22 protein-coding genes and 2 pseudogenes are annotated in these 24,455 nt (G+C 59.3%); 15 read left to right on the top strand and 9 right to left on the bottom strand.

Features of this window, described 5'->3' with window-relative positions; translation table 11 throughout:
- Positions 1-7: 7 nt before the first annotated feature.
- Positions 8-1,753, top strand: a complete 1,746-nt coding sequence (locus FHT87_RS00640) for a glycerol-3-phosphate dehydrogenase/oxidase (protein WP_183798632.1) — start codon at positions 8-10, stop codon at positions 1,751-1,753.
- 3 nt (positions 1,754-1,756) lie between these two features.
- On the opposite strand, the gene fba is transcribed toward FHT87_RS00640, so the two are convergent.
- Together fba and FHT87_RS00630 are read right to left on the bottom strand one after the other, a co-directional pair.
- Positions 1,757-2,821: a class II fructose-bisphosphate aldolase gene (fba, locus tag FHT87_RS00635; RefSeq protein ID WP_183733929.1), complete on the bottom strand. Its 1,065-nt coding sequence runs from the start codon at positions 2,819-2,821 to the stop codon at positions 1,757-1,759.
- 160 nt (positions 2,822-2,981) lie between these two features.
- Positions 2,982-4,283 (bottom strand): glycoside hydrolase family 28 protein, encoded by a 1,302-nt coding sequence (locus FHT87_RS00630; protein WP_183798629.1) that lies wholly within the window; start codon positions 4,281-4,283, stop codon positions 2,982-2,984.
- 248 nt (positions 4,284-4,531) lie between these two features.
- Here FHT87_RS00630 and FHT87_RS00625 point away from each other — a divergent pair, with 248 nt between their 5' ends.
- Genes FHT87_RS00625 through FHT87_RS00615 form a run of 3 tightly spaced genes read left to right on the top strand, consistent with a single transcriptional unit; the run spans position 4,532 to position 7,514 of the window.
- Entirely contained in the window at positions 4,532-5,749 is a 1,218-nt protein-coding gene (locus FHT87_RS00625) for an extracellular solute-binding protein (protein WP_246699544.1), read from the top strand.
- Positions 5,746-6,699: a sugar ABC transporter permease gene (locus tag FHT87_RS00620; RefSeq protein ID WP_183798625.1), complete on the top strand. Its 954-nt coding sequence runs from the start codon at positions 5,746-5,748 to the stop codon at positions 6,697-6,699. The genes FHT87_RS00625 and FHT87_RS00620 overlap by 4 nt, the downstream gene beginning before the upstream one ends.
- A complete protein-coding gene (locus FHT87_RS00615; RefSeq protein WP_183798623.1) occupies positions 6,696-7,514 on the top strand; it encodes a carbohydrate ABC transporter permease in 819 nt (272 codons plus the stop codon). The genes FHT87_RS00620 and FHT87_RS00615 overlap by 4 nt, the downstream gene beginning before the upstream one ends.
- Before the next feature lie 105 nt (positions 7,515-7,619).
- On the opposite strand, the gene FHT87_RS00610 is transcribed toward FHT87_RS00615, so the two are convergent.
- Positions 7,620-9,362 carry a GH116 family glycosyl hydrolase gene (locus tag FHT87_RS00610; protein WP_183798621.1) on the bottom strand — a complete coding sequence of 581 codons (1,743 nt, stop codon included), beginning with the start codon at positions 9,360-9,362 and terminating at the stop codon, positions 7,620-7,622.
- 16 nt (positions 9,363-9,378) lie between these two features.
- A complete protein-coding gene (locus tag FHT87_RS00605; RefSeq protein WP_183798619.1) occupies positions 9,379-10,350 on the bottom strand; it encodes an ROK family protein in 972 nt (323 codons plus the stop codon).
- Between the two features lie 156 nt (positions 10,351-10,506).
- Here FHT87_RS00605 and FHT87_RS00600 point away from each other — a divergent pair, with 156 nt between their 5' ends.
- Entirely contained in the window at positions 10,507-11,706 is a 1,200-nt protein-coding gene (locus FHT87_RS00600; protein ID WP_183798617.1) for an ROK family transcriptional regulator, read from the top strand.
- Positions 11,707-11,911: 205 nt separating this feature from the next.
- Entirely contained in the window at positions 11,912-13,030 is a 1,119-nt protein-coding gene (gene ugpC / locus FHT87_RS00595) for a sn-glycerol-3-phosphate ABC transporter ATP-binding protein UgpC (protein WP_183798615.1), read from the top strand.
- A 102-nt stretch (positions 13,031-13,132) separates the two neighbouring features.
- On the opposite strand, the gene FHT87_RS00590 is transcribed toward ugpC, so the two are convergent.
- Positions 13,133-13,681, bottom strand: coding sequence for a cupin domain-containing protein (locus FHT87_RS00590; protein WP_183733957.1), 549 nt, complete (start codon positions 13,679-13,681; stop codon positions 13,133-13,135).
- A gap of 141 nt (positions 13,682-13,822) precedes the next feature.
- Here FHT87_RS00590 and FHT87_RS00585 point away from each other — a divergent pair, with 141 nt between their 5' ends.
- From FHT87_RS00585 to FHT87_RS00575, 3 genes are all read left to right on the top strand, one after another.
- Complete coding sequence (locus FHT87_RS00585; RefSeq protein WP_183733960.1) at positions 13,823-15,157, top strand: aspartate aminotransferase family protein; 1,335 nt, start codon at positions 13,823-13,825, stop codon at positions 15,155-15,157.
- A 293-nt stretch (positions 15,158-15,450) separates the two neighbouring features.
- Positions 15,451-15,639 (top strand): hypothetical protein, encoded by a 189-nt coding sequence (locus tag FHT87_RS00580; RefSeq protein ID WP_183733963.1) that lies wholly within the window; start codon positions 15,451-15,453, stop codon positions 15,637-15,639.
- A gap of 195 nt (positions 15,640-15,834) precedes the next feature.
- Entirely contained in the window at positions 15,835-16,089 is a 255-nt protein-coding gene (locus tag FHT87_RS00575; RefSeq protein ID WP_183733966.1) for a hypothetical protein, read from the top strand.
- Positions 16,090-16,203: 114 nt separating this feature from the next.
- Here FHT87_RS00575 and FHT87_RS00570 read toward each other — a convergent pair.
- Positions 16,204-16,589, bottom strand: a pseudogene (locus FHT87_RS00570) (LysR substrate-binding domain-containing protein); the annotation flags it as partial.
- A gap of 286 nt (positions 16,590-16,875) precedes the next feature.
- Here FHT87_RS00570 and FHT87_RS00565 point away from each other — a divergent pair.
- The 3 genes from FHT87_RS00565 to FHT87_RS00555 all read left to right on the top strand — a co-directional run bounded on the left by FHT87_RS00565 (position 16,876) and on the right by FHT87_RS00555 (position 19,750).
- Positions 16,876-18,618: a glycosyltransferase family 8 protein gene (locus tag FHT87_RS00565; protein ID WP_183733969.1), complete on the top strand. Its 1,743-nt coding sequence runs from the start codon at positions 16,876-16,878 to the stop codon at positions 18,616-18,618.
- Positions 18,619-18,653: 35 nt separating this feature from the next.
- On the top strand, positions 18,654-19,340 hold the full coding sequence (locus FHT87_RS00560) for a glycosyltransferase (protein WP_183733972.1): 687 nt from the start codon (positions 18,654-18,656) through the stop codon (positions 19,338-19,340).
- A gap of 164 nt (positions 19,341-19,504) precedes the next feature.
- A complete protein-coding gene (locus FHT87_RS00555; RefSeq protein ID WP_183733975.1) occupies positions 19,505-19,750 on the top strand; it encodes a hypothetical protein in 246 nt (81 codons plus the stop codon).
- Positions 19,751-19,832: 82 nt separating this feature from the next.
- On the opposite strand, the gene FHT87_RS00550 is transcribed toward FHT87_RS00555, so the two are convergent.
- Together FHT87_RS00550 and FHT87_RS00545 are read right to left on the bottom strand one after the other, a co-directional pair.
- Positions 19,833-21,185 carry a GAF domain-containing protein gene (locus tag FHT87_RS00550; protein ID WP_183733978.1) on the bottom strand — a complete coding sequence of 451 codons (1,353 nt, stop codon included), beginning with the start codon at positions 21,183-21,185 and terminating at the stop codon, positions 19,833-19,835.
- Positions 21,182-21,667, bottom strand: coding sequence for a pyridoxamine 5'-phosphate oxidase family protein (locus FHT87_RS00545; RefSeq protein WP_183733981.1), 486 nt, complete (start codon positions 21,665-21,667; stop codon positions 21,182-21,184). Before FHT87_RS00545 ends, FHT87_RS00550 begins: the two co-directional genes overlap by 4 nt.
- Positions 21,668-21,948: 281 nt before the next feature.
- On the opposite strand from FHT87_RS00545, the gene FHT87_RS00540 reads away from it, so the two are divergent.
- The 3 genes from FHT87_RS00540 to FHT87_RS00530 are packed head-to-tail and all read left to right on the top strand — an operon-like array spanning position 21,949 to position 23,966.
- Entirely contained in the window at positions 21,949-22,410 is a 462-nt protein-coding gene (locus tag FHT87_RS00540) for a cupin domain-containing protein (protein WP_183733985.1), read from the top strand.
- Between the two features lie 58 nt (positions 22,411-22,468).
- The gene (locus FHT87_RS00535) at positions 22,469-23,314 is read left to right on the top strand and encodes an arylamine N-acetyltransferase (protein ID WP_183733988.1); all 846 of its coding nucleotides are present in this window, start codon (positions 22,469-22,471) and stop codon (positions 23,312-23,314) included.
- Positions 23,315-23,354: 40 nt separating this feature from the next.
- Positions 23,355-23,966, top strand: coding sequence for a YceI family protein (locus tag FHT87_RS00530; protein ID WP_183733991.1), 612 nt, complete (start codon positions 23,355-23,357; stop codon positions 23,964-23,966).
- A 181-nt stretch (positions 23,967-24,147) separates the two neighbouring features.
- Here the strand turns inward: FHT87_RS00530 and FHT87_RS31060 are convergent.
- Positions 24,148-24,249: pseudogene (locus FHT87_RS31060) on the bottom strand (type II toxin-antitoxin system RelE/ParE family toxin); the annotation flags it as partial.
- Positions 24,250-24,455 lie beyond the last annotated feature (206 nt).

The following is a 24,455-nucleotide window of genomic DNA, read 5'->3' as shown; positions in this document are numbered from 1 at the left end:
CAGTGCCATGACCCTCACCCCTCTCGAGCGCAGCCCGGATACAAGCGAGAACGACATTGACGTCGTCATCCTCGGAGCAGGCATCAATGGCGCCGGCCTGTTTCGCGACCTGGCGCTACAGGGCGTCAGCTGCATGATCGTCGACAAGTCGGACTTCGGTTCCGGAACGAGTGCAGCACCCTCCCGCCTCATACACGGTGGATTGAAATATCTGGAAACCGGGGAATTCGGCCTGGTCGCCCAATCCACTCTGGAGCGTAATCTGCTCTTGAAAAACGCACCGCATTGCGTCGAGGCGCTGCCGACATTCATTCCGGTCTTTTCCTGGACACGCGGCATCTGGGCGGCACTCAGGACATTGGCCGGTTCCAAGACCGCGCCCCGCAGCCGCGGAGCCGTGCTCATCAAGATCGGTCTTTCCCTTTATGACTTCTTCGGTTCGCGCGATCGTGTGATGCCGCGCCACCGCCTGATCCTGAAAAGGAAGGCCAGGCAGGAAATGCCACATGTCACGCCGGACATCGTTGCCGGCGGGATTTATTACGATGCAAAAATCAGCCGGCCGGAACGCCTCGTCTACGAACTCGTCAGGGATGGACTTGAGGCGAACCCACATTGTGCCGCGGCAAATTTTGCCACCCTGACGGCCAGATCCGAAGGCCGCTTGTCTTTCCGAAAAGAGGATGGAGCTGAATTCTCGGTCCGGCCCAGGCTCGTCGTGAACGCGGCCGGGCCGTGGATCGATCATGTCAACGAAGCACTCGGCGCGCCCTCGCGCCTGATCGGCGGTACGAAGGGCTCCCATGTCCTGATCGATCATCCAGAACTGGTGCGCAGCCTGAACGGCCATATGATCTATTTCGAGGCCGATGACGGCCGCATCTGCCTGGTCTACGGCTATCTCGGACTGGCGCTCGTCGGCTCGACGGATATCCCAAGCCGGGATCCCGACAATGTGCGCTGCGAGGACCCGGAAATCGATTATTTCCTGCAGAGCTTGCGATCGCTGCTTCCGACATTGCGCTTCGATCGCGACCAGATCGTCTACACCTATAGCGGCATCCGGCCGCTTCCGGCCTCCGACGGAACTGCCCCTGGCCTGATCAGCCGCGACCATTCAGCCCCGGTCATCGAACCGGACGGCGAAAGGCCTTTTGCCATCCTGTCGCTCGTCGGCGGCAAATGGACGACGTTTCGCGGTTTTGCCGAGGAGGTTGCCGACACCGTTCTCTCCCGGCTGGAGCGTTCGCGCAAGCAGTCGACCCGTTACCTTCCGATTGGCGGCGGAAAGGCATTTCCGGCCGACGCGCAGGCGAGACGGGTCTTCGTCGACAGGATCGCGAAGGCTGCCGGCATGACTGCCGCACGCGCGGAACAACTTCTGAACCGCTACGGGACGACGGCCGAGGCGATGGCAATGTTCCCTTCCGATCATTCCGACGAGCGGCGCCTATCAGCTGCCGAACACTATAGTTTCCGGGAGATCGACTGGATCGCACGCAATGAGCTTGTGGTCCACCTCTCCGATATCGTGCTCCGGCGCACGACGATCGCAATCGAGGGCCAGCTGACCTACGAAGGGTTGACGGATATTGCCGGCATTGTCGCAAAAGCACTCGGCTGGGATGCTCCGCGTGTCGAGCGTGAGATCAATGATGTCGTCTCCCTGCTCAAGGCGTTTCACGGCCAGACGCTGGCAGCCGGGACACCGGATATCGAAACGGGAAAAAGCGTCCGCCCCGTCAGTCGATGAGATCTAGGAGAACACCGGGTCGAGCGCGCCGGATGCATAGCGCTTTGCCATCGCCGAAACCGGAAGGGGCGTAATCCGATCGGCCATGCCGGCGGTGCCGAACTGTTCGAAGCGCTCCTTGCAAAGCCTGGTGAGCGCGGCCATTGCCGGCTTCAGATATTTGCGGGGATCGAATTCGCTCGGATCTTCCTGCAGGACCCGGCGGATCTGCCCGGTCATGGCCATCCGGCCATCGGTGTCGATGTTGACCTTGCGCACGCCGTTCTTGATGCCGCGCTGGATCTCTTCGACCGGTACGCCCCAGGTGGGTTTCATCTGGCCGCCGTATTTGTTGATGATCTCCTGCAGCTCGACCGGCACCGACGACGACCCATGCATGACGAGGTGCGTGTTCGGCAGCTTGCGGTGGATCTCTTCGATGACATTCATCGCCAGCACCGAACCATCAGGTTTGCGCGTGAACTTGTAGGCGCCGTGCGAGGTCCCCATGGCGATCGCCAGGGCATCGACCCGTGTTTCGCGCACGAATTTCACCGCCTCGTCCGGGTTGGTCAGCAGCTGGTCATGAGACAGCTTGCCTTCCGCGCCGTGTCCATCCTCGGCCTCTCCCATCCCGGTCTCCAGAGAGCCAAGCACGCCGAGCTCGCCTTCAACGGAAATGCCGCCGAGATGGGCCATCTCGGTCACCCGCTTTGTCACGTCGACATTATAGTCCCAGTCGGCGGGTGTCTTCGCATCCGCCTTCAGCGAGCCATCCATCATGACCGAGGTGAAGCCCGCCTGGATGGCTGTCATGCAGCTGGCCGGGTCGTTACCATGGTCGAGATGCACACAAACCGGGATATGCGGGTAGATTTCGACGACCGCATCCATCATGTGCTTGAGCATGATGTCATGCGCATAGGCGCGCGCGCCGCGTGATGCCTGCATGATGACGGGGGCGCGGGCCGCATCAGCGGCCTCCATGATGGAAAGCGCCTGTTCCATGTTGTTGATGTTGAAGGCGGGAACGCCGTAGCCCTCCTCTGCCGCGTGATCCAGCAACTGCCTGAGCGTAATGCGCGCCATTGAACACCCTCTCACGTGAAGCACGTCGAAATCGTTGGCTTCAGTCTAGAAGGATCGCACACTCACAAAATTGGAACAAGTATAAATCACAATATCACAAATTTTCTGATGATTTTCTCCTTGTCCAAGCATTCAGCGTCGAAAAGGGGCTAGGCCGGCCTCAGGAGATCAGCACTGTTGTTGCTGGGTTCCATCCTGCAGGCAGCGGTTCGGGCCGACGGATCGTTATATCTTCCAACTCGAGGCCCGTCACATTTTGTGCAAAAACACCCGGCAATCCCTCTGGATAATCGAAAAGCCCGACGATCTTTCCGTCCTGTCCTCGCACCCAGGCGTTGCCACGCCCCTCTGCGCCTTTCGGCGGCGCCAGATCGGCATTTGTCGGTCGCAAGTCGTACCGCTTTGCGGTGCCAAGCGGCCCTTCGTCCATTTTGATATCGATCCCGCGCAGAACGATCCCATCGATACCGCCCGGCTCCTCGGCAAAGAGATTGACGGCGCCGTGACTTCGCCCCGAGACGTTCTCGACCAGCACCGTCCGGATTGCTCCTGAGGGGCGCTCCGGGCGGCGCGTGAGCTTGGTTATCGTGAACGGTTCGCCGGAGCCCCAGAACCCATCAGGCGTCTCGCTGCAATCGAGTTCTATGTCGCGGAAGACGACATCTTCAATCTTGCCGCCATCGCGCGAAAAGATGCCAAGACCACGGTTCGAATTCTCGATCCGGCAGCGCAGGAATCGGATCTGAGATATATCGCCGAAGCTCTCCGTGCCGATTTTGAGAGCACAGCTCTTGCTCTCGATCACACTATCGGAGATCTCGATCCGCTCGCAGCGTCCAATTCCTTTGTCGCTCAAGCTCGTCTTCAGGCACACACCGTCATCGGCGGTGCGAATGACGGCTTCAGAAATCGTGACGTCGCTGCAACTGTCGATAACGATCCCGTCCGTATTTGGGAGCTGGCGGTTATTGGAGACGCGAAGCCCACGCGCGACGATATCGCGGCAGCGCACGAGATGGATCGTCCACATAGGCGAATCCGTTATGTGGACGTCTTCCAAACGAACGTTCGTGCAATCCTCAAAAACGATCACGCGCGGGCGTTCGGCTGCCGGAGTGAAGGTGCCCACCCCCTCGTCGAAGCCGGTGTGGAAGGCATCGCCGCATCCATCGATCGAGCCCTTGCCGACGATGGCAATATTCATTGCGCCCTGTGCGACGATATAGGCGCGGTTTGAGGACTCAGCGTACACGCTGACGGTATTTTCGGAATAGCGCTCATAATCGGCCACGAATGCGAGGACAGCGCCGTCCTCGATATGCAAGGTAACATCGCTTCCCAATCGGAGCGCGCCTGTGGAGTGACGGCCCGGACGAAGGAAGACCGTTCCCCCTCCCGCTGCCGCGATCGTATCAAGCGCCATCTGAATACCGCCGTCCACCGCTTCGACTGATATCTCCATCACATACCTCCGCCTATTCTGGCCTGCGCTTATTCTGGGGTTTTCATAACATGCGCCATTTATTCGTCAACAGGACGAACTAAATCTCGCCGGACCGAATGTGTTGTGTTGACAGTCCGCAAAACTCGTATTTAATTCGTCATGGTTACGAACAAAGGCCTGGGGAGTTCAGTTGCAGGCCGTTCATTTCGGATGTCAGAATGACAAGCCAGAGAGGGAGAACTATGAAAACGCTAAAGACAATTCTAATGACCGCCAGCGCCCTGGCGATGACAATGTCCTTCGCCGCTGCCTCTGAACTCAAGCTCGTGTGGTATGTCGAAAACGATCAGGAGGAAGCGGATACGCGCGCACTCCTCGATCAGTACACGAAGCTGCATCCCGAAACGACCTTCGACCTGGAAATTACACCCTATGACGGGATGATCCAGAAATTCCAGCAATATGCTGCATCGGGGATCATGCCCGATCTGTCTCTGACATCCTCCATGGAGCCGGTCATCAGGCCCTTCCTGGCAGACCTCAGCAAGGAGATCGGACCGGAATGGATCAACGACTTCGTCAAGGGTTGGGCCGATGGAGCCAAGCTTGGCGACAAAGTGATTGCCGCGCCCCTGCGCGTCACGTCGACTGGCATCTTCCTGAACGTTGACGCCTTCAAAAAGGCAGGCGTTGCCATCCCGGACCAGGCGACCGGCTGGACATGGGAAGAGTTCATTCCGAAGATCAAGGAGGTCGCAGAGAAATCCGGCACCCGCTATCCGCTGGTCTGGGATGTTTCGGCGAGCCGTTGGATCGTTCACGAATATCAATACGGCAATCACATCTACACGGAGAAGGAACCCGTCAAGGTCGTGATGGACGAGGCGGCCTGGACGAGCACGCTCGACAAATTCATCGACATCACCAAGGCAGCCATGCCACCCGGCCTATGGAGCGGCGCGAGCTCGGACAATCCAAAGGAGCTTTTCACTGCAGGTCAGGCAGCAGCCTATATGTCCGGCAGCTGGCAGATCGCCGGCCTAGCAACCAATGCGCAATTCGCCTGGCAGGCCGGACCGACGCCGCGCGGGACGGTTGCGTCATCGATCTACGGTGGCGATTACATCGTCGCCTTCAACACCAGCCAACATCTGCCCGAAGCCGTCGAGTTCATAAAGTGGGTCACCTCGCCCGAGATCCAGGCGCAATATGCCAAGACCTTCGGCATGATCCCCGCCAACCTCAAGGCACCGCCGGTCAAGTACGACAATCCGGCTGCGACGGCGGCGATCACCGCGATGCAGAACGAACTGAACGCGAGCCCCGTCTATGCGGCGACCGATCAGGCCTGGCCGCAAATGCAGGCCGTCTGGGGTACGGTCAAGAGCGCCGTCACTCAGGCTGTCGCCGGTCAGATTTCCTCAGCAGAGGCGATCACGCAGATCAAGAAAGCCGCCGACAGTTCGCTTGAGGCGAGCAAGTGACGGCGACGATCCCGCAACAAGGCAGTTCGGCACTGGGTTTCCACCCGGTGCCGAAAGGCCGGCGCAACAGCCTTTTCAATCTCAGTTGGCCGTATCTGCTGATGCTGCCGACGATCGCATTGCTCGTTACTTTTACTCTCTATCCGCTTCTCCAGGGCCTCATGATGGCATTCTTCAAGCGAGGCGTGGTAGTCGTCCCGCAGGTGCCGAGCACTCTTCCGCAATATGTGGGCTTTGATAATTTCCTGGGGCTTTTGAGCGACGCCGACTTTCAGACGTCGCTCGTCAAGACAGTTGCCTTCGTTGTTATCGCGGTGCCGCTGAACATCGTCGCCTCCCTGGCGCTGGCGCTGCTTCTCTCGCCTCAGACGAGGTTCTTTGCGGTTATCAGGACGATCGTCTTTTTCCCCTCGATGATCAGCCTGCTGATCATCGGCGTCTCGTGGCGTTGGCTTTTCGGCCTGAACAACGGTCTCGTCAACTATCTGCTGTCGCTGGCGGGAATTGCCCCCGTTCCGTGGCTCGAACAAGATACCATGGCTCAGATTGCGATGATCATCGCCTGGGTGTGGGCTCAAGCCGGTTTCAACATGATGATCTTCATTGCCGGCCTGACCGCGATCTCGGCGGATTACTATGAAGCCGCATCAATTGATGGCACCAGCAAATGGCGCCAGTTCACACATATAACGTTGCCGCTCCTCAGGCCGACAATGGCGGTGGTTCTGGTGCTCTCCTCGATCGAGGCCTTCAAGGTCTATGAGCTTGTCGTATCTCTGACGGGGGGCGGGCCAGGAAAGGCGACGGTCTATCTGATCCAGACGATCTACGACACGGCATTTCAAAAGCCGATGCAGGCCGGCGTTGCTGCTGCCCAGTCGATGGTTCTCTTTGCAATTCTTCTGCTGCTGACGATCGTCCAGTTGCGCCTGTCGAGGAGCCAGACATGACACAAATCTATTCGCCCTGGCGGCTCGCCTTCGTGGCCTTGACACTCTTCGTCTTCCTGATGCCGCCGGTGTGGCTCTTCCTGTCGTCGCTGAAATCGCAACAGGAAATATTCCAGTGGCCGCCGACGATTTTTCCGGCCCATGTAACGCTGCAGAATTTCATCGAAACGGTGTCGCGGGCGAAATTTCTCGTCTTCTTTCGCAATTCGGCGATCGTCTCCGTGCTCTCGGCACTGCTGTCCGTCACCATCAGCGTCATGGCGGGTTATGCGCTTGCGAAATTCAGGTTCAAAGGCGACACCCTGTTTTTCCTGCTGATCATGTCATCGCTGATGGTGCCGCTGCAGATCGTCATGATCCCGGTCTTTCTTGTCCTGCGCGATCTTCATCTTCTCGATACGCTCGCAGGCATTATCATCGCCCCCGCCGCGACGCCGACCGGGGTGTTCCTGATGCGGCAGTACATTACGAACATCCCCGACAGTCTTCTGGAGGCCGCCAGGATCGACGGAACGCCCGAGTGGCGTATCCTCCTGCGCATCATCGTACCGCTCTCGATCCCAGCGATTGGTACCCTTCTCGCGTTCAACCTCGTCTGGCGCTGGAACGACTACCTGTGGCCGTTCCTGATCATCACCGATCAGGACAAATGGACCGTCCAGGTCGCGCTCGCCAATACGGTTGGACGATTCGGCATCAATTGGCCCCGACTGCTGTCGATGTCGGTACTCTCGGTCTTGCCAGTGCTCGTCATGTTCGCCGCCCTTCAGCGGATGCTGATGAGCGGGCTGATGGCCGGAGCGACCAAAGAGTAGCAAAAGCCGGTCCCGAGCAAATGAAAAAGCCGCCTCCGGGCGGCTTTTTTGCATTGTTTGCCCCGCCTCCACCAGGTCGTGGCGATGCTCTGCGGAGCCGACGTCTCAGCTCATCGCCAAACGCAGCTTGTCTTTGTGGGCAAGGGCAGCCATCGCCGGCATGCTGCTCCATCCCTGGAGCAGCGAGCCGCGCCCCCATGGCGGCGCAAAATATTCGACGGCGCCCATCCACCCTTCTTCCAGGCAGGTTTCCCACCAGCGCAGCAGCGGATATTCCGCATCCTCAAGGCCGTATACCAGGCGCTGTTCGGCATAAAGACCCGACAGGTAGGGCCAGTCCGATCCATTGTGGTAGCGATATGCAAAGGCCGATTTTGAGCGGGTGTCTTTTGGACGCTTGAAGGGCGGGAAGGCACACATGACGCCCCAGTCACCATAGGGCTGATCACTGTTGCTGCGGCTTTCCAGGGTCGACGCCACCTTGGTCAGAACCCTTGTTGCGCTTTCTGCCGAAACGGCTCGGTAACGAAGCAGCGTGAGACTGTCGAGCGTCAGATGATCCTCGACGAAATCCTGTTTTGTCCCATAGTCGGCATAGGTTCCACTGGCCTGAAGAAGGACGTCGTCAATCGATGCCCGAGCCTTTTTGGCGGTAGCGGCAGCCTTGGCGGCAATATTTTCGTCAATTGCCCCGCTGTAAGCGGCAATCACGTCGAGAGCACCGACCCACAGGCCGATATCGTATGAAACGTAGCCGTGGCGGTAGACGTTGTCGGCCCAATCACGATCGTGGGCAGGCTTGACCGGCAGGCCGTTTCCGGCCGCATCCAAAGCGTAGTAGCGATCAAGGATGGCAACGACCTTGTCCCAATGGGCAGACAGCGGAGAATTGTCACCCGTCGAACGGATATAGTCGCCGATCGTCAGAATGAAGAACAACGGACTGTCGAAGTGGTCGCTCCACCAATCTCCTGGACGCAGGTGCTCCTCTTTGATCTGTGGGTGCGATCTGCGAACCTTCTCCCATTCTTCGGCCTGTGCCGGCCCGGTCAGGATGACACCGCTCGGCGCCTCCCCATCGGGCTGTATGCCGCGCGCCAGCAGCTCGATCTGCGAGCGTATGGCATCGGGTGCGCGCGCCAGCAGGGCCTGAAGCGTCCAGTACCCGTCGCGATAATAGGTTCGTGCCGGTGCGCTGTAGGCCTGGCCGGCGGCGAGGCCGCCAAAACCACCATGCTCGTCCTGACGAATGCTTGAAAGTGCGGCATGAAGGCTCTGCGAAACCATGCTGCGCATCAGCGGAGAGGCCTCAGGCATCTCATCACAACGCGCTACATAGGCGTCGGCTTCCGCAATCACGTCCTCCTGAGCGAGGTCGAGAGCCCTGGTGGCTTCTTCGATCGATGCGCCTGCACTGAGGAATATGCCGGCCGGCCGTTGCTCGGCGATTGCGACACCCCATCCCGTTCGGGCAATCCGCCGGTCACCCAGCCGCTCGACCGGTTCGCGTTTCGTGGTGCTTCCCCACCAAGCGCAACGACGCGAGGGTACGAGTGTCTGCAGTTTCGCCCCCTTCAAAAACAGCACCGGTGCCGACTGGGCCACATAAAGGCCGCCGCCGCGGGTCTCGACGCGGTTCGGGGCATAGGTGAAAGGCCCACGCCAACCGCTGAAGGTCAGGTTCGCGATCTTTCCACAGCCCCAGACAGAAATTTCGATCTTGCCGTCCGGCCAGCAATCACCCTGCAGGCGCGGTGCCATGAACGGCAGCAGGACCGGCTTTTCCGATACGAGTTGCCCATCGGCAAGCGGGCTAAGGACACGCGGTTTTGTACGTGGCTTCGTCATGGGCGAGTTCCTGTTCTTATGCGGCTGTCTGGTTGGAAAGTTCGTGCAATCCAAGCATCAGGGCACCGCGCATTCCGGCCTCCGGACCGAGAGACGTCGGTTCAATCTGCACCGCAAACGGCAGCAGGGACGACATATGCTGCGAGACGAGTTCGACGAATTCCGGGCGCGAGCCGATGCCGCCTCCGAGTACCATCAATGCCGGATCGAAGACCGCCTGAATGGACGCGAGGCCGACCGATGCGGACTTTGCGAGCGTTGCGATGGCAGCGGACGCCTCCCGGTCTCCTGAACCCGCTCTGAGGAAGATCTCGCTCACCGGCACGGTTCCATCTCGATAGAGAGCACGAACGGCCGGCGAATCGACTTGGTCCTCGAAGAGGCCTGCCCTTGCTTTCGGTGCGGCGTCGTGCGGATTTGTGCCGAGCGGCAGAAGACCAAGCTCCCCGGCGCGGCCGTGGTGACCGCGAAAAAGCCTGCCGTCGATAACAAGCCCCATACCAACCCCGGTCCCGAAGGCGATGAAGGCCACGGAAGCGCAATCTCGCGCCTTTCCGAGGGTCGCCTCGGCAAATGCTGCCAGATTGACGTCATTCTCGACAACCACGCCACAGGGCAACCCGGCCTCAAGCAGCCGAGCAAGCGGCTGGTCCGCGGGGATTGCGAGATTCGGCGACAAGGAGGCAAGACCAGTGGAGGGCGAAACGGCGCTCGGCACGCCAACGACCGCCTTGAGCAGCGGACCACGATCGCGGTGCCTCTCCGCAAGGGTCAGGATCATGCGCACAATTTGCTCGAGTACGGGAGCGCCTTCGCCGTGCGCCGTCGGCTCTTCCATCGTCGCCAACAGGTCGCCGTCAAGGTCGGATAGGCCTGCGAGCACCTTCGTGCCACCAAGGTCAACGCCGGCGACGAGACCCAGAGCTTTCGTGCGGCGATTGCCAACCGCCGGCCGCAGATCTGGCGCGATAGTTGAAATATTTGACAAACGCAGCTCTCTTTATATATTTGTTCGGCAGGTTGACGAATTTATTATTGGTGAGCCTTTGGTCTGTCAACAACCAGTTTGAAATTGGCGGGCATTCGTGGAAAAAGCAGAAGCAGACGAAAAGCGGAACCGTATATCGACCGGAATATTTGGCTCATGGCATTGACTGAGAACGCACCTCCCGTGCTGCGACAGATTTCGGTTCGCGCCGTCATGGACGTATTGCTGCATACCGGCCCAACATCCCGGGCGGACCTGTCGAAGATCACCGGGCTCTCCAAGCAGACAATGTCCGAGGTCATCAGAACTCTGGAAGAAGCCGGCTGGGTTCGCGAAAAAGGCGTTACGACCGGCCGCATCGGCCGCAGCGCCATTACTTACGAGGTGAACGGCACTGCCGGCTATGCGGTCGGCGTCGATATGGGCGCAACGACAACGCGGGTCGTGCTCGGCAACATCGTAGGCCACATCGTTGGAGAGGTTGAATATCCCTCCGACCGTCGTGGTGGCTATCATCAGCTGGAACAGGTTGAGGCAGCGCTCGCTCGAATCCTTGCCGAGAGCGGAGTGGCGCGCGAGCATGTCCTGGTGGCCGCTATCGCAACCCCTGGCGTCGTCGAACCCACGACCGGCGCGTTGTCGATGGCCCCGAACCTTGTCGATCTCGGCAGCATCAACATTGCCAGGACGCTCGCAGATCGGCTTGCCTGTCCAGTGGTCTTGGAGAATGACGTCAATGCAGCCGCTATAGGCGAGTCTTGGCAGGGCCACGCCGTCGCCATCGATACGGTGGCATTCATCTCGCTTGGTACAGGTATCGGCCTTGGCGTGCTTCAGGACGGCAAATTGATGCGTGGCGCGAGCGGCGCCGCCGGCGAGATTTCCTACCTGCCGTTCGGAGCCGATCCCTATTCCGAGGACAGCCTAGAACGCGGGGCGTTGGAATGCGCCATTGCAGCGCAAGGAATCAGCGACTTCTACCAGCGTTCGGGTGGCGCCAAGGACACGTCCGTTCGAGATATCCTAAGGCTTGCCGAAGAGGAAGATCCGATTGCAGCCAAAGTTATCCGGAAAGTCGGGGACATCGCGGCGCTATTGATCGTGTCCGTGAACGCCATCGTCGATCCTACCATCATTATCATTGGGGGCAGCATCGGTCGCCATCCGCTGATGGTCCAGCGCATTCGCGAAGGCATCGCCAAGGCCAGCCGGCGCAGGATAACGGTCGAAGCCAGCGCCCTCGGCAGCCGCGCGACACTAATCGGAGCGCTCGCCATCGGTCTCAACCACCTGCACAACCTTCTCTTTTCTCCGCAGGCCCTTCCCGAGCAACGGCGTCTCCCGCCGCCGGTCTGAGTACGATCCGCACCCGGGAGCGACGCGTCCGCCCATCTCATTTGAAAGCGAATCCGGACGGACGCGCTCTGGATGGAAACATCTGCAAACGCAAAATTCATGTTCGTCATCTTGACGAACTAATTCGATCCCCGCAAAGTGCCGGCTCGATTATGCCTCGATCAGCGACCTTCGCTCGAAATAGCTTACTGGGAGAACAGTGGACATGGCCGGTTTGAGATTGAACGATGTCAGAAAAAGCTTTGGCCACCTCGGTATTCTTCACGGCATCGATCTTGATGTGAACGAGGGTGAATTCGTTGTCTTGGTCGGCCCATCCGGCTGCGGGAAATCCACCCTTCTGCGATTGATCGCCGGACTTGAGAACGTCACGGGCGGGCGCGTCCTGATCGGCGACAAGGACGTTACGCAGGCAGCCCCTGGCGAACGGGAAATTGCGATGGTGTTTCAATCCTATGCACTTTACCCGCACATGACCGTCGCGAAAAACCTGTCATTCGGCCTCGAAAACCTCAAAATGACGCGGGCCGAAATTGATGCCCGCGTCCTGGAAGCGGCCAGGATGCTGGCGATTGAACCACTTCTTGAGCGGCGTCCAAAACAGCTGTCGGGAGGACAGAGGCAACGTGTCGCGATCGGACGAGCCATCGTTCGAAACCCCAAGCTGTTCCTTTTCGACGAGCCGCTGTCCAACCTTGACGCAGCACTTCGCGTACAGACGAGAGGCGAGATCAGCCGGCTCCACAAGCGCCTGGGCGCGACGATGATTTATGTCACGCACGATCAGATCGAGGCGATGACGATGGCGGACCGCATTGTCGTGCTCAATGCCGGCCGTGTCGAACAGATCGGCACGCCCCTGGAGCTTTTCGAGACGCCGGCGAACCGGTTCGTCGCGGGGTTCATCGGATCCCCCCAGATGAATTTTTTCGAAGGCGAATTGCTTTCCTGCGGCCCGGGGGGGATAGCCCTGCAGGTGCCCGGATTCGGTGCGCTCAACGTGCCGCTGGAGGCCCCTGATGCCCGGATCGGCCAGGCAGTCACGCTTGGCGTCCGTCCCAGTCATTTCGGATTGGCGCGTGATCGAACCCGCGACGGTCTTCGCGTCCGTTATCATGTCGACTATGCCGAAAGCATCGGCACGGAAACCTATGTCTATGGCACGGTCGAATCCTGCGAAACCTCTGCGGTTATCCATCTTCCCGATCATGTGGCGATCGCAGACGGATCAACTCTCGAGCTTGTCGTCGAGCAGCATCGTGTCCACGTATTCGACAAGCTTTCGGGTGCGGCATTTCCGAGACTGAAAGCTGATGCTGTGTAACAATCCTTGCCCCGGAGTAAGCCATGACGATGGCAAATAGCGGCTTCGTCGGAAGCTCCACGATGCGCTTGACCGGGTTCTTGCCCGCATTGAGGGCCGTCCCTAGAAGGTCGGGGGTGTGCAGGCGCTGACGACCTCACAGGCAACGGGACCGACGCATCGGAAGCGATGCGGACGACGGCTCTCGAAATAATAGGCGTCGCCCGGCCCGAGGATCCGCCGTTCATTGTCGACAGTGACTTCGAGCCGCCCCACGAGGACGATACCGCCTTCTTCGCCTTCATGGACGAGGGGCACCTTCCCTGTGTCGGTACCCGGCTGATAGCATTCCTTCAGTATTTGCAGGTTCCTGCCGAACATGCTCTCGCCGACCTGCCTATATGAGATGCCGCCCTTGCCGATCTCTACCAGTTCCTCGGCAGCGTAAAAGGCCTTTTTGGGCCTCTCCGGCTCCAGCGCAAAGAATTCCGCAAGCCCGATCGGAATGCCATCCAGGATGCGCTTCAACGCGCCGACCGAGGGATTCGAAGCGTTCGATTCGATGAGCGAGATCGTCGAATTTCGCACCCCTGTCTTCTTTGCCAGTTCGCGCTGCGAAAGCTTGTGGGCGGTTCGGACATAGCGAAGACGATTGCCGATATCAAACGACATGCATGCACCGTTTGCGTTGTTCAAAATACCGAAAACTCTACGAACACAAGTTCGTAAAATCAATAGCTTATGCACCCAATGAAAAAGACTTGTTCGATCAGGGAAATTAGCGGACGTTTCCTGCAACCAATGGAGGACAAGATGGATCAGATCAGCAAGACGAACGCTCCGGTGCTCGACAATTTCTGGATGCCGTTCACGGCAAACCGCCAGTTCAAGGCGGCACCCCGTATGCTCGCGTCCGCCGAGGGCATGTACTACACCGATGTCGACGGCAACCGCGTTCTCGATGGAACGGCGGGCCTTTGGTGCTGTAACGCCGGGCACGGCCGCAAGAAAATCTCTCAGGCCGTCGAGCGCCAGCTATCGACGATGGATTTTGCGCCGACCTTCCAGATGGGGCATCCGATCGCCTTCGACTTCGCCGTCAGACTGGCGAAAGTTGCACCCGGCGGCGCCGATGCGAAGCTCGACCGGATCTTCTTCACCGGTTCCGGCTCAGAATCGGTCGACACTGCCCTGAAGATCGCAATCGCCTATCAGCGGGCAATCGGCCAGGGCACCCGGACCCGCATCATCGGCCGGGAGAAGGGCTATCATGGCGTCGGTTTCGGCGGCATCTCGGTTGGCGGCCTCGTCAACAATCGCCGGATGTTCCCGCAGATTCCCGCAGACCATATGCGCCACACGCTCGACGTTGAACGCAATGCCTTCACTAAAGGCCTGCCGGACCATGGCGTCGAACTTGCAGACGATCTCGAACGTCTCGTCCAGTTGCACGGGGCCGAGACGATCGCCGCCGTTATCGTCGAGCCGATGTCAGGTTCGGCGGGCGTCATCCTCCCTCCGAAAGGATACCTGGAGAGATTGCGCGCCACGGCCGACAAATACGGCATTCTCCTGATCTTCGATGAGGTCATTACCGGCTTCGGTCGGCTTGGAACACCATTTGCAACCGACTATTTTGGCGTCGTTCCGGATCTGGTCACGACGGCGAAGGGCCTGACGAACGGCACGATCCCGATGGGCGCGGTCTTTGCCAGCCGGAAGGTCCATGACGGTCTGATGGTGGGTCCGGAAAACGCGATCGAGCTCTTCCATGGTTATACCTATTCCGGCCACCCGGTCGCTTGCGCTGCAGGCATCGCCACGCTCGACATCTACGAGGAGGAAGGGCTGCTCACGCGTGCCGCGGACCTGTCCGACCACTGGCAGGAAGCCCTGCATTCGCTGAAGGGCCATCCCCATGTCACCGATATCCGCAACCTCGGCCTTGTCGGTGCAGTCGAACTCGCACCTCGAGACGGAGCGCCGGGCACGCGTGCCTACGACGTCTTTGTCGACTGCTTCAGAAAGGGACTGCTGATCCGCGTCACCGGCGACATCATCGCCCTATCCCCGCCTCTGATCGTCGAGAAGAGCGAGATCGAAACGATTGTCTCCAAGATCGGCGACGCGCTGAAGCGCGTGGCATGAATTCGGCTCGGGCTTCCAGAGGAGCCCGGAAGCCCGATTGTGAGGCGGCTGACATAGCTGCCCTTCCCCGAGAATTGTGGTAGTCTAAGAAATATGATCGTCCTTGGGGAGGCAGTTGATGGTCGTGCGAAGGGACATGACGAACGACGAATGGAAGTGGCTGGTGCGGCTCTGCCAGCACGAAGCAGATAGCGTTCCCCGGATAATCGAGGCGAGGTTAGTCGAGCTCGGACTATCCGGGCCGAATGGCCTGTCGAACGAAGCGAGAGAGCTGGTTCAACGTGAATTGTTGAGTGAGCGGCGAAATCGGCTGCAGGGCCTTCATTGAGTATCGATCGGACGCCGCCGAGCATGAGCGTTTCCTTAGGCTCGGCTCCATTGCAGGCAGGATCGTGGACACGGTCTTCAGCACCGGGCCGATCGTCGTACCGAGCTGTTTGAGCGAAGCATTGAGCCAGATCGAACTCGCCAACCCATTCTGAACGCGCGCGAAACCGCCAACGCTCCCCCTGGAGCTGCGCGTTTGGTTGGTCGCGACCGGAGAATATGTTACGACCTTTTAGTGTGGTAGCCTCTCCTGATTGCAGAATTGATAAGCGTTAACCTTTCATTAACCATGGCTCCTTAGCGTCCGGAAAGCGACGCAATATTGTCCTGCTATTTTCGAGGAGGGTGCCATGTCGCTCGTAACTGTGCCCGGTAAAATTCGCCTCTATGGCGGTCACGCTGTCCTGATCATGACGGAAGGAAACCTGCACCAGGCTGTATGCATTACCGACGATGCAATGCCTGCCGGTGAAGGCGACGTTATGCAAGGGCTCCTTCAGTATCTTCATGTTTATGAGGATATCGCCGATCGCAAGTTCTCAGACGGCGAACTGGCATATGATGGACGGGTGTGGATTACCTCCTCCGACATCAAGCCACACTGAAGAGCGGAGCCGATTTCGACTTCGCCAGTCATAAATGGCGTGCGTAGCCAAGCGGCGCTGATCCGCACGCTGCTGAGGACTGACGGTCCGGTGCGATAAGCAATCCGAAGCCGGTCATCGGCCGCTCTTTCCGCAGGTCACCTCACCTGCCCGGCCGCACCGCGATCGTGCGATATCGATGATGCCGTCGCGCGCGGCGGTCGGATCCTCCCTATCCAGGCGACAACCAGCCCTATTCTGAAATCGATGCCCCTCACCTTCTTGAGATCGAAGCCGCGGTTCGACAGATCCTGCGTCCATTCCGGCACGAAGCCGACGCCAAGACCGGCAGAGACCAGCGACATCAGTGAAAACGTGTCGTCGCGGGTATAGCTGACATCGTCGGTCAGATCATGCTCCTCGAATTTTTTCGCGAAATGGCGCTCGCTGTAGGGGAGGCTCTGACGTGGGAATGAGATGATCTTCTCACCGCGCAGATCCTCGATGTCGATCTCGCTCTTGACGCCTGCGCTCACGCGGGCCGTACGTTCCTCACCGTGCCGGTTGTCGGCGAGACTGCCGCGAATACCAAAAGAGGTAAAACCCCCCTGATGGCATTGACAAAACTCTCTTGTGCACAAATGTTTGAGCCTTACCGCGGTTGAGTTCAGCTGGCTTTTCCGAATTTTCATTGAAGATCCAATCTCGAATAAGGCTCCTGTCGTCGTTCAATACTGCATATCTCAAGGGGGTGGGATGTCGGTTCCTATACGTAGCAAAGCCATATACGTGTTCACGGATGCGCGAATGCTTCCGGCAGCCTGCTGCGCGCTTCTGTCTGTCGGACGCAACAGTCAAAGGAACGATATCAAGCCGATCATTGTCGGCATCGATTTGCCTGAGGACCAGAAAGCTCGGGTTGCGACCTTCAACGCCGTCAACGGCATCGATATCGACGTCGTCGATTTCACCTTTCCCACCGATACGCCCGAGACAGCAGGCCGCTGGCACAAGTCGACGCTTGCGCGCCTCTATCTCGACAAGCTGATGGGCGAGGAGTTGGAGCGCGTTCTTTACCTTGATGCGGATATATTGGCCGTCGATAATGTCGATCCACTCTTCGATATCGATCTCAACGGCAAGGCGATCGGTGCGGTTGAAGACTACCGCATTGCCTTCCCCGACAAGATCGGACAGCTGGAGCGGGAGCTCGGCCTCGACCCGGGGTCGGGATATTTCAATGCCGGGGTCCTTCTCATAGATTGCGCCGCTATCCGGGCCGGCGGCTTTTTCGAGATGGCGCGTTCCCTGCTCAGATCAGGGCGATCCTTTGCCTCCAACGACCAGGACATTCTCAATATTGCCTTTCGCGGGACGTGGCAAAGGCTGGACAACCGCTGGAATGTGCAGACCGGGATCATGCCGTATGTCCGCAATGCTGCGCTCCTGCATTTCACCGGACGCCGCAAGCCGTGGCAGTTTTCGGTGCAGGCTGGACAGTCGGTCTATGCCGAGATTTATAAGAATATGCTTTCGAAAACGCCGTGGTCGGGATTTGTCAGCCAGCGCAGCGGCTTCCGAAAGGCGGCCGACTATCTCCTGGCGCTCGGCAAGCGCGCCGGCGCGATGAACCGCGCCCGACAACTGAAAGCACATTTTGGCGCGAGTGAGGTCCCTAGGGCTGAAAGGAGCCCCGGATCCGAAAACTCCGGAAGCCCCGTCTTTCACACGCAAGGCCCCGATGCGTGGCGCGCATTCTTCAATCGCTATTCGCACATCGTTCTGGTCGCCAATAGCGAGGCGCTCGATCCGCAGTCGATGAGGACGGAGTTTCCTAGCGATACGTTGTTCGTCTTCTTCAACAAGGTCTACAAGGTTCTCGATGACAGTTTCCCCGGGCATGCCATTCTTGTGGCGCGCAGCGGTATGATGGGCGCCAATATCGTCCATCGGCGGGAGGTGGACGAGGTCCTGAAATTCTTCACTTCCGACAAGTTTCTGGGCGTTCTGAATGTCCGTACGGCACCGGAGGAGCGCTTCAGCCCCGTCGGCGCATTCAAGGGTGCGACAGTCATGTACAGTGATCTGGAGACGCTGATGTCGGGCCACTATCCGCCGGATAAAATCCCGACGAGCGGCTTTGCGCTGGTTGCGTGGATGCGGGAGCTTCAGCTGACGCCGAAGATCGTGCTCGCCGGATTCTCCGGGAAACGGAGTGCGCGCTGGAAGGTCTTCGATGTTCATGACTGGACATTCGAACGGATCTATTTCAGGCTTCTGGCGCAAAGGGGTCTCATCACAAGCGCCGAACATGCCGGGTCGTCCCGCTTCGATCTTCTGACCCGGCAATTTCCGGATGCGAAAAACGAGGAGATCCAGGCGGCGATCAACGACGCGCTTTCGACGCGGCTCGATCATGCGCTGACCCTCATCGACGGCCTGATGTCACTCACCAAATGGCAGCGGGCGCTCGATCAGGCGTTCCGCAAGGTGCGACCAAAGACCCGCAAGCAGCGCGCGCTCGACCGCCAGAAGAAGCAGGCTTCCTGAATGCAATCACCGATTTGTGCCGAGGAGAAATTGATATGACCGATATCGTCAACATCTATGTTGGTTTCGATTCAAAGGAAGTTGTCGCCCATCACGTGCTATCGCAGAGCATTCTGGAAAAATCGAGCGTGCCGGTGAGAATTACGCCAATCTACCTGCACAATATCGAAGGCACGTTTACGCGTGAACGCAACGCCCTGCAGTCGACCGAGTTCTCCTTCTCGCGCTTCCTGACGCCCTATCTCAGTCGGTATGAGGGATGGAGCCTGTTCATGGATTGCGACATGCTTGCGCGCACGGATATCGCCGAGCTCTGGGCGCTGCGCGATGAGCGCTATTCCGTCATGTGCGTGAAACACGATTACCAGCCGAAGGTCGAAACGAAGTTTCTCGGCCAGGTACAGACGAAATACGAAAAGAAGAATTGGTCGAGCCTGATCCTCTTCAACAACGCGAAATGCAGGGCGCTGACGCCTGATTATGTCAACACCGCAACCGGACTGCAGTTGCACCAGTTCAAGTGGCTCGACGGCGACCATCTGATCGGCGAGCTACCCATCATCTGGAACTATCTCGTCAACGAATATGACAAACGCGATGACGCCAAGATCGTGCATTTCACAGATGGCGGACCCTATTTCGACGAATACAGGAACGACGATTACGCCGAGGAATGGTTCGCGACACGCGAGCGCATGCTACACGTCCAGCAGCGTGGCTGACCTGCCGCAGCAAGGCTGGGCTGAATCCGCCTGAGGCTCGCCGAATCACCTTTGATGATGCATCGGCCGTACCACATCACCCTGACGATTCAGGGTTGCAGCTTATAAACTTTTCGCGGAGGATGGGTGGCGACCTATAGCGCAGCGAGCGTGGAGGTTCAATCGTGAACGATGGAAACCCCTTTATTGAAGTTGTGCTGGACGGCTTGGTAGCCGTCGTTATCTTCCTCAGTGCGGCAACCGTAGTCGCGATGGCAGCAGCATTTGCCTCCCTCATCAGTCATGTTGCTGGAATTGCGGAAGAAGCAGGCGCGACAGGTTCGCTAATTGCAACATCCTGCATTCTTTTACTGTCAACTATCTTGTCGGTTCTCGCCTCAATAGCGGCTCAACGTCTCAGCTTCGGCTGATGGGCGATGTCGATTTTATCCCGACCATGGTTTCTGACACCAGCTTCGGCACGAGAGAAAATTGCCTGCCTGATTTGTCAGCTCATGGGTAATCGCCTGCGGTCGCGTCGAGTGTGAGAGGTCCTTCCGCCTCCAGCTTTACCCGGCCCCTTCCGACGCGGACGAGGCGTATGGGCGCCTGCTTCTCTTCGAGCCGGCGACGCAACAGCAGGAGCCGGGTTTCGAGATTATCCTTGATCTCCGGCATGCGGGCACCGGCCGCGAGCCGCATTTCCCGGTTCGTGAATTCGCTTCTGCCGTCGCTCAGATGCCAATCGAGCATCAGCCGCAGCAGGGTGCCGGCAACGCCCTTCACTATGTAGGTGCCGTCGACGAACACGCTGTCGTCGAAGCGGTGATGAATGACGCGGACTTCTCGCCCGGCGGCAGCAGGTTCGGGCAAACTGACCACCGGTTTCAATTCGGCGGCTGCCGCCTCCCGTTCACTGGCCCTGAGGGCGCGGGCGGCCTGTCCCACCAGAATTTCGAGAGCAGCCTCGTCCTCTTCACGGAAGGCGAGCCGCTCCGTGCTCTCGACGAAGAGTACGCCCGTCACCGCGCCGCGGACGGTCATGGGAACGGCAATCTGGCTCATAGCCGTCGGCAATTGCGGGAAAGCGACGATGCGCGTGACATTTTCAGCCCCGTCCGCCTCCAGACCGATCGCTTCGCCGAATCGACGCACGCGGCTCATGTCGCTGACCTTGATCGTCTGGCCACTCGTTGCCGCAGCGCCGATCAATCCCTCGCTGCCGGCGATTTCCGATCCGAGGCCCGAGCGCTCGTAGCCGATGCTGCCGGTCGTGGTCAGGCAGCCGCGATGGTTGTCATGGATCAGCACAAGCGCATGATCGTATCCGAGAACGTGCTGGACGCCGCACAGCAGGCTTTCGATGATCTCATCGGCCTCCGCCTTTCCCTCGATGGCCTTGATCGCCTCGGAAAGGGCGGGAAGGCTGACAGGCGCACGGCCGGTCATGGGCGGAGCCGTTTCCACCGGCGAGGGAACCTTTTCGATCCCGTGCACCCGGAAAATATCGGCGCTCCTGAGCCGCATGACATCCGACATGCCGACCTGCGCGCTGCTCGCCTTGAGCTGGCGGGCGATCTTGTCGAACAGTGCGCCGGCATCGACAGAACGCACAAAACCGATGTCGAGCAGGAACTGATCTCCGGTAAGCCCGTCGACGACGATCAGCGTGACCTTGGGATTGGCGCGCACATTCGCCGCCGTCTTGGCGAAGAACTGGTTGGAGAGCGCGACATGCTCCTCATCGACCCGCACCACATGGGAGAGATAGGATATGTTCGGCATGCCATCGGCCGAGGCCGTGGCGATGATGGAGGGAATGACACCCTCGAAGCAGGCGGAAAGATCGGAAAGCCGCAGGTTCATTGAGACCTCGTGCCAACCTGGGTGCCTGCCAGCATGCCGGCGAGCGGGCCGGGCGTCTGGATATAGATTTCACTGATCACCAGCCGGGCGACCCGCGCTTGGCGCGCCGTCAGCCAAGGCGCGATAAGGCGTCGCGGCACGCCGAGGGATTCGAGCTCGTCCGTCGCCGCGGTCATAAAACGGTCGGAGCGATCGAGGTCGGGTGTTTCCGTCTCTCGCATCCCGGCGGACCCTTTCAGCTGAAAACTGATGTAATCCGACGGGCTGACGAAGGTGGCGGCGACCCGCCCGGTCTGCCGGATACAGGATTCGAGCCGTGGCCACTGCCAGGCGGAAAAGATGACGTCGATTGTCTCGCGGTCTTCCAGCAGATGGAAGCCGACGCCGCGTCCTGCCGAAGGACGGCCGGTCTCGTCAGCCACGGCGATGATGCACATCAGCGGCCGATTGAAAAAATCGAGCAGCTTGTCGTCGACCTGCATTGCTGTCCCCTTTGCCTATCCCTGGTCTTCTTAGCAAACTTTTAGGATATTCGGCACGGCTTGCACATTCATTTAGGAACGCCGGTTTTCACAGTGCGCTATTGAAGCGCGGTACCGGCTGGACGGCCTCAAAATCATCATCTGCCCGTCTTCGGCGGCCTTGTGCCACCGGGCGACAGACATCGGCCCCGCCCGCATGCCGGAGCGCGGCAGGGATTTCTGCGTCCCGCCACAAGAATGAAAGCATCAACGATCGATGCAGCCCGAACCTGGAGAGTAAGATGAAAAAGTTCACCTATGCGGCGGTTTCGCCGCCGGGGCATGGAACGCCAGCGATGGCGTTCGGTAAACATGTCATCCGCATGATGGCGGCCAATACTGGCGGTTCGTTCGGCATGTTCGAGGCCTTCGTGCTGGCCGGGGAAGGCCCACTACTGCATACGCACGAGCGCGAGGACGAGTTCTTCCGCGTCCTTGCCGGCCGCTTCGGCTTCTGGTGCGCCGGCGACTATGTCGAACTGACGGAAGGCGGCTGCATCGCTCTGCCGCGCGGTGTGCCGCACCGCTTCCGCAATGTCGGGAAGACCGAGGGCCGCCTCATGGTCGTCGTCACGCCGGGCGGGTTCGAAAGCTTTTTTCCGATCATCGAACTCTGCAAGCCCGAAACGCCCGAACAGATCGCTTCGGTCGCCAGGGATTTCGGTTTGACCTTCCCGCAAGAGGACGACCGCGAGGTCGCCTGAACCACCCCAAACACACCATCAGAACCTGAACAACGGTCCATCGAAAGGAGACCGAAGGATGACATATGTACCTTCGCACGAAAACGGAATGACCCTGACAGCGACGCAACTTGATGCCTATCTGGCCCGGATCGGGGTCGAGCGGCCGTCGCGTCTCGACATCCGCAGCCTGTCGCAGCTGCACCGCGCCCATCTCATGAGCTTTACATGGGAGGCGCTGGACGCCTTCATGGGATGGCCCTCCGCGATCACCCCGGCCGCGGCCTTCACCAAGATGGTCGAGGGGCGGCGCGGCGGCTGGTGCTACGAGATGAACGGCCTCTTCGGCGCAGCGCTTGCAGCACTGGGCTTCCGTGTGACCCGTCTTTGCGGCGGCGTCGAGCGGGAAAAACTCGGCGACATCGCCGTCGGCAATCACCTGACGCTGCGTGTCGACCTCGACCGTCCCTATCTCGCCGAAGTCGGCGTGGCGGACGCCATCGTCGAGCCGGTGCCGATTTCCGCCGGGCCGATCAGCCAGCGCGGCTTCGACTTTTCGATCATGCCGGCGGACGGCCGCTGGCTGCGCTTCAACAACCACGTGCGCGGCATCGCGAAAAGCTTCGACTTCCAGCCCGACCATAGCGACGAGGCTGCGATGACCGCAACGCATGGCTGGCTGATGCAGGATCCCGGCTCCCCGTTCACAAATGCGCTCGCGGTCCTGCGGCACACGGCGGACGGCTATGTAGCCCTTCAGAACGACTGTCTGCGCCGGGTGACGGCAAACAGCCTCAGCGAGCAGCGCATCACGAGCGCCGATCATCTCTGCGACACGTTCGAGACCGTATTCTACCTCGACATTCCACAACCCGGCCGCGTCTGGGAACGCCTCAGAGCCATCAGCCGCGACAAGGCGGCCTGAGCCGATACCCCCGCAACATTCCATATCCAAGGAAACATCCATGCTTCGTGTAACTGCATTCGTCCTTGCTCTTGCCTTGAGCACGATCCCCGCCCTTGCCTCCGATCCGGCGCCGGGCGGGGCCTATAAGACCGACCCGTCGCATTCGAGCTTCAGCTGGTCCTTCAACCACTCCGGCTTGTCGCACTACACCGCGCGCTTCACCAAAGTCGATGCGCGGCTCGACTGGAAGCCGGAAAAGCCGGAAACCTCCACGCTCTCCGTTACGATCGATCCGCTTTCGGTCCGCACCGACTATCCCTGGCCGGAAAAGGTCGACTTCGATGCGGAAATCGGCAGCGGGGAGACCTTCCTGGCAGCCAAGCCGATCACCTTCGTTTCCAAGAGGATCCACGTGACGGGCAAGAAGACCGGCACCATCGAAGGCCTCCTCTCCTTCCGCGGTGAGACGCACCCTGCAACGCTCGACGTCACGTTCAACGGCTCGATGGCCGAGCACCCGATGATGGGCGTCCCGAAGATCGGCTTCTCGGCGACCGGCAGGATCCGCCGCAGCCAATGGGGAATGGATTTCGCAATACCCGAACTTGGTGACGTCGTCACCTTCGCCATAGAAACGCAGATGGTGCCCGCTGATTACTCATTCCAGTAGAAACGAAATGAGATGCAGATCCGGCGGGACCTGCATCTCAATCTCTGCATCTCAATGATTGTGGCGGGTCACACTTTTTCGCTTTTGAAGGGATCTCAGAACTGGCAACCCCCCTTTTGACCACTCGACAAGAACGATTTATTGACCTTACGCTCAGGCAATCTCGCCTTCGCCCAAAAAATCATTCGTTCAGACGACCAGCCAAACGCGTCATGAGATCCATGCGTTCATGAAGAATTGCCACGATAAGGGCAGGCGCATCCTCTCGAAGCAGACAAAAGACGGTATCGGTGAACGAGTAACGGCCCTTTACCCCGGCGAAGCCGTCTACCCAGTTGCCTTCGTCTGAACGGGACAGGCCTCCGATTAGTCCGCCGTTCAGCGAGCCCCGGCGAGGACGTCGAAGCGAGTCTGCCGATCTTCATAAACTGTGTAGGCAGCGCCAAGCATCGCGGTGAATGTAACCGACTTGAGACTGACGTTGTCGGC

Source organism: Rhizobium sp. BK316, from assembly GCF_014193695.1.
GTDB lineage: Bacteria > Pseudomonadota > Alphaproteobacteria > Rhizobiales > Rhizobiaceae > Rhizobium.
The sequence above is the reverse complement of the archived record's forward strand: the minus strand, read 5'-3'. Positions and strand labels throughout refer to the sequence as shown.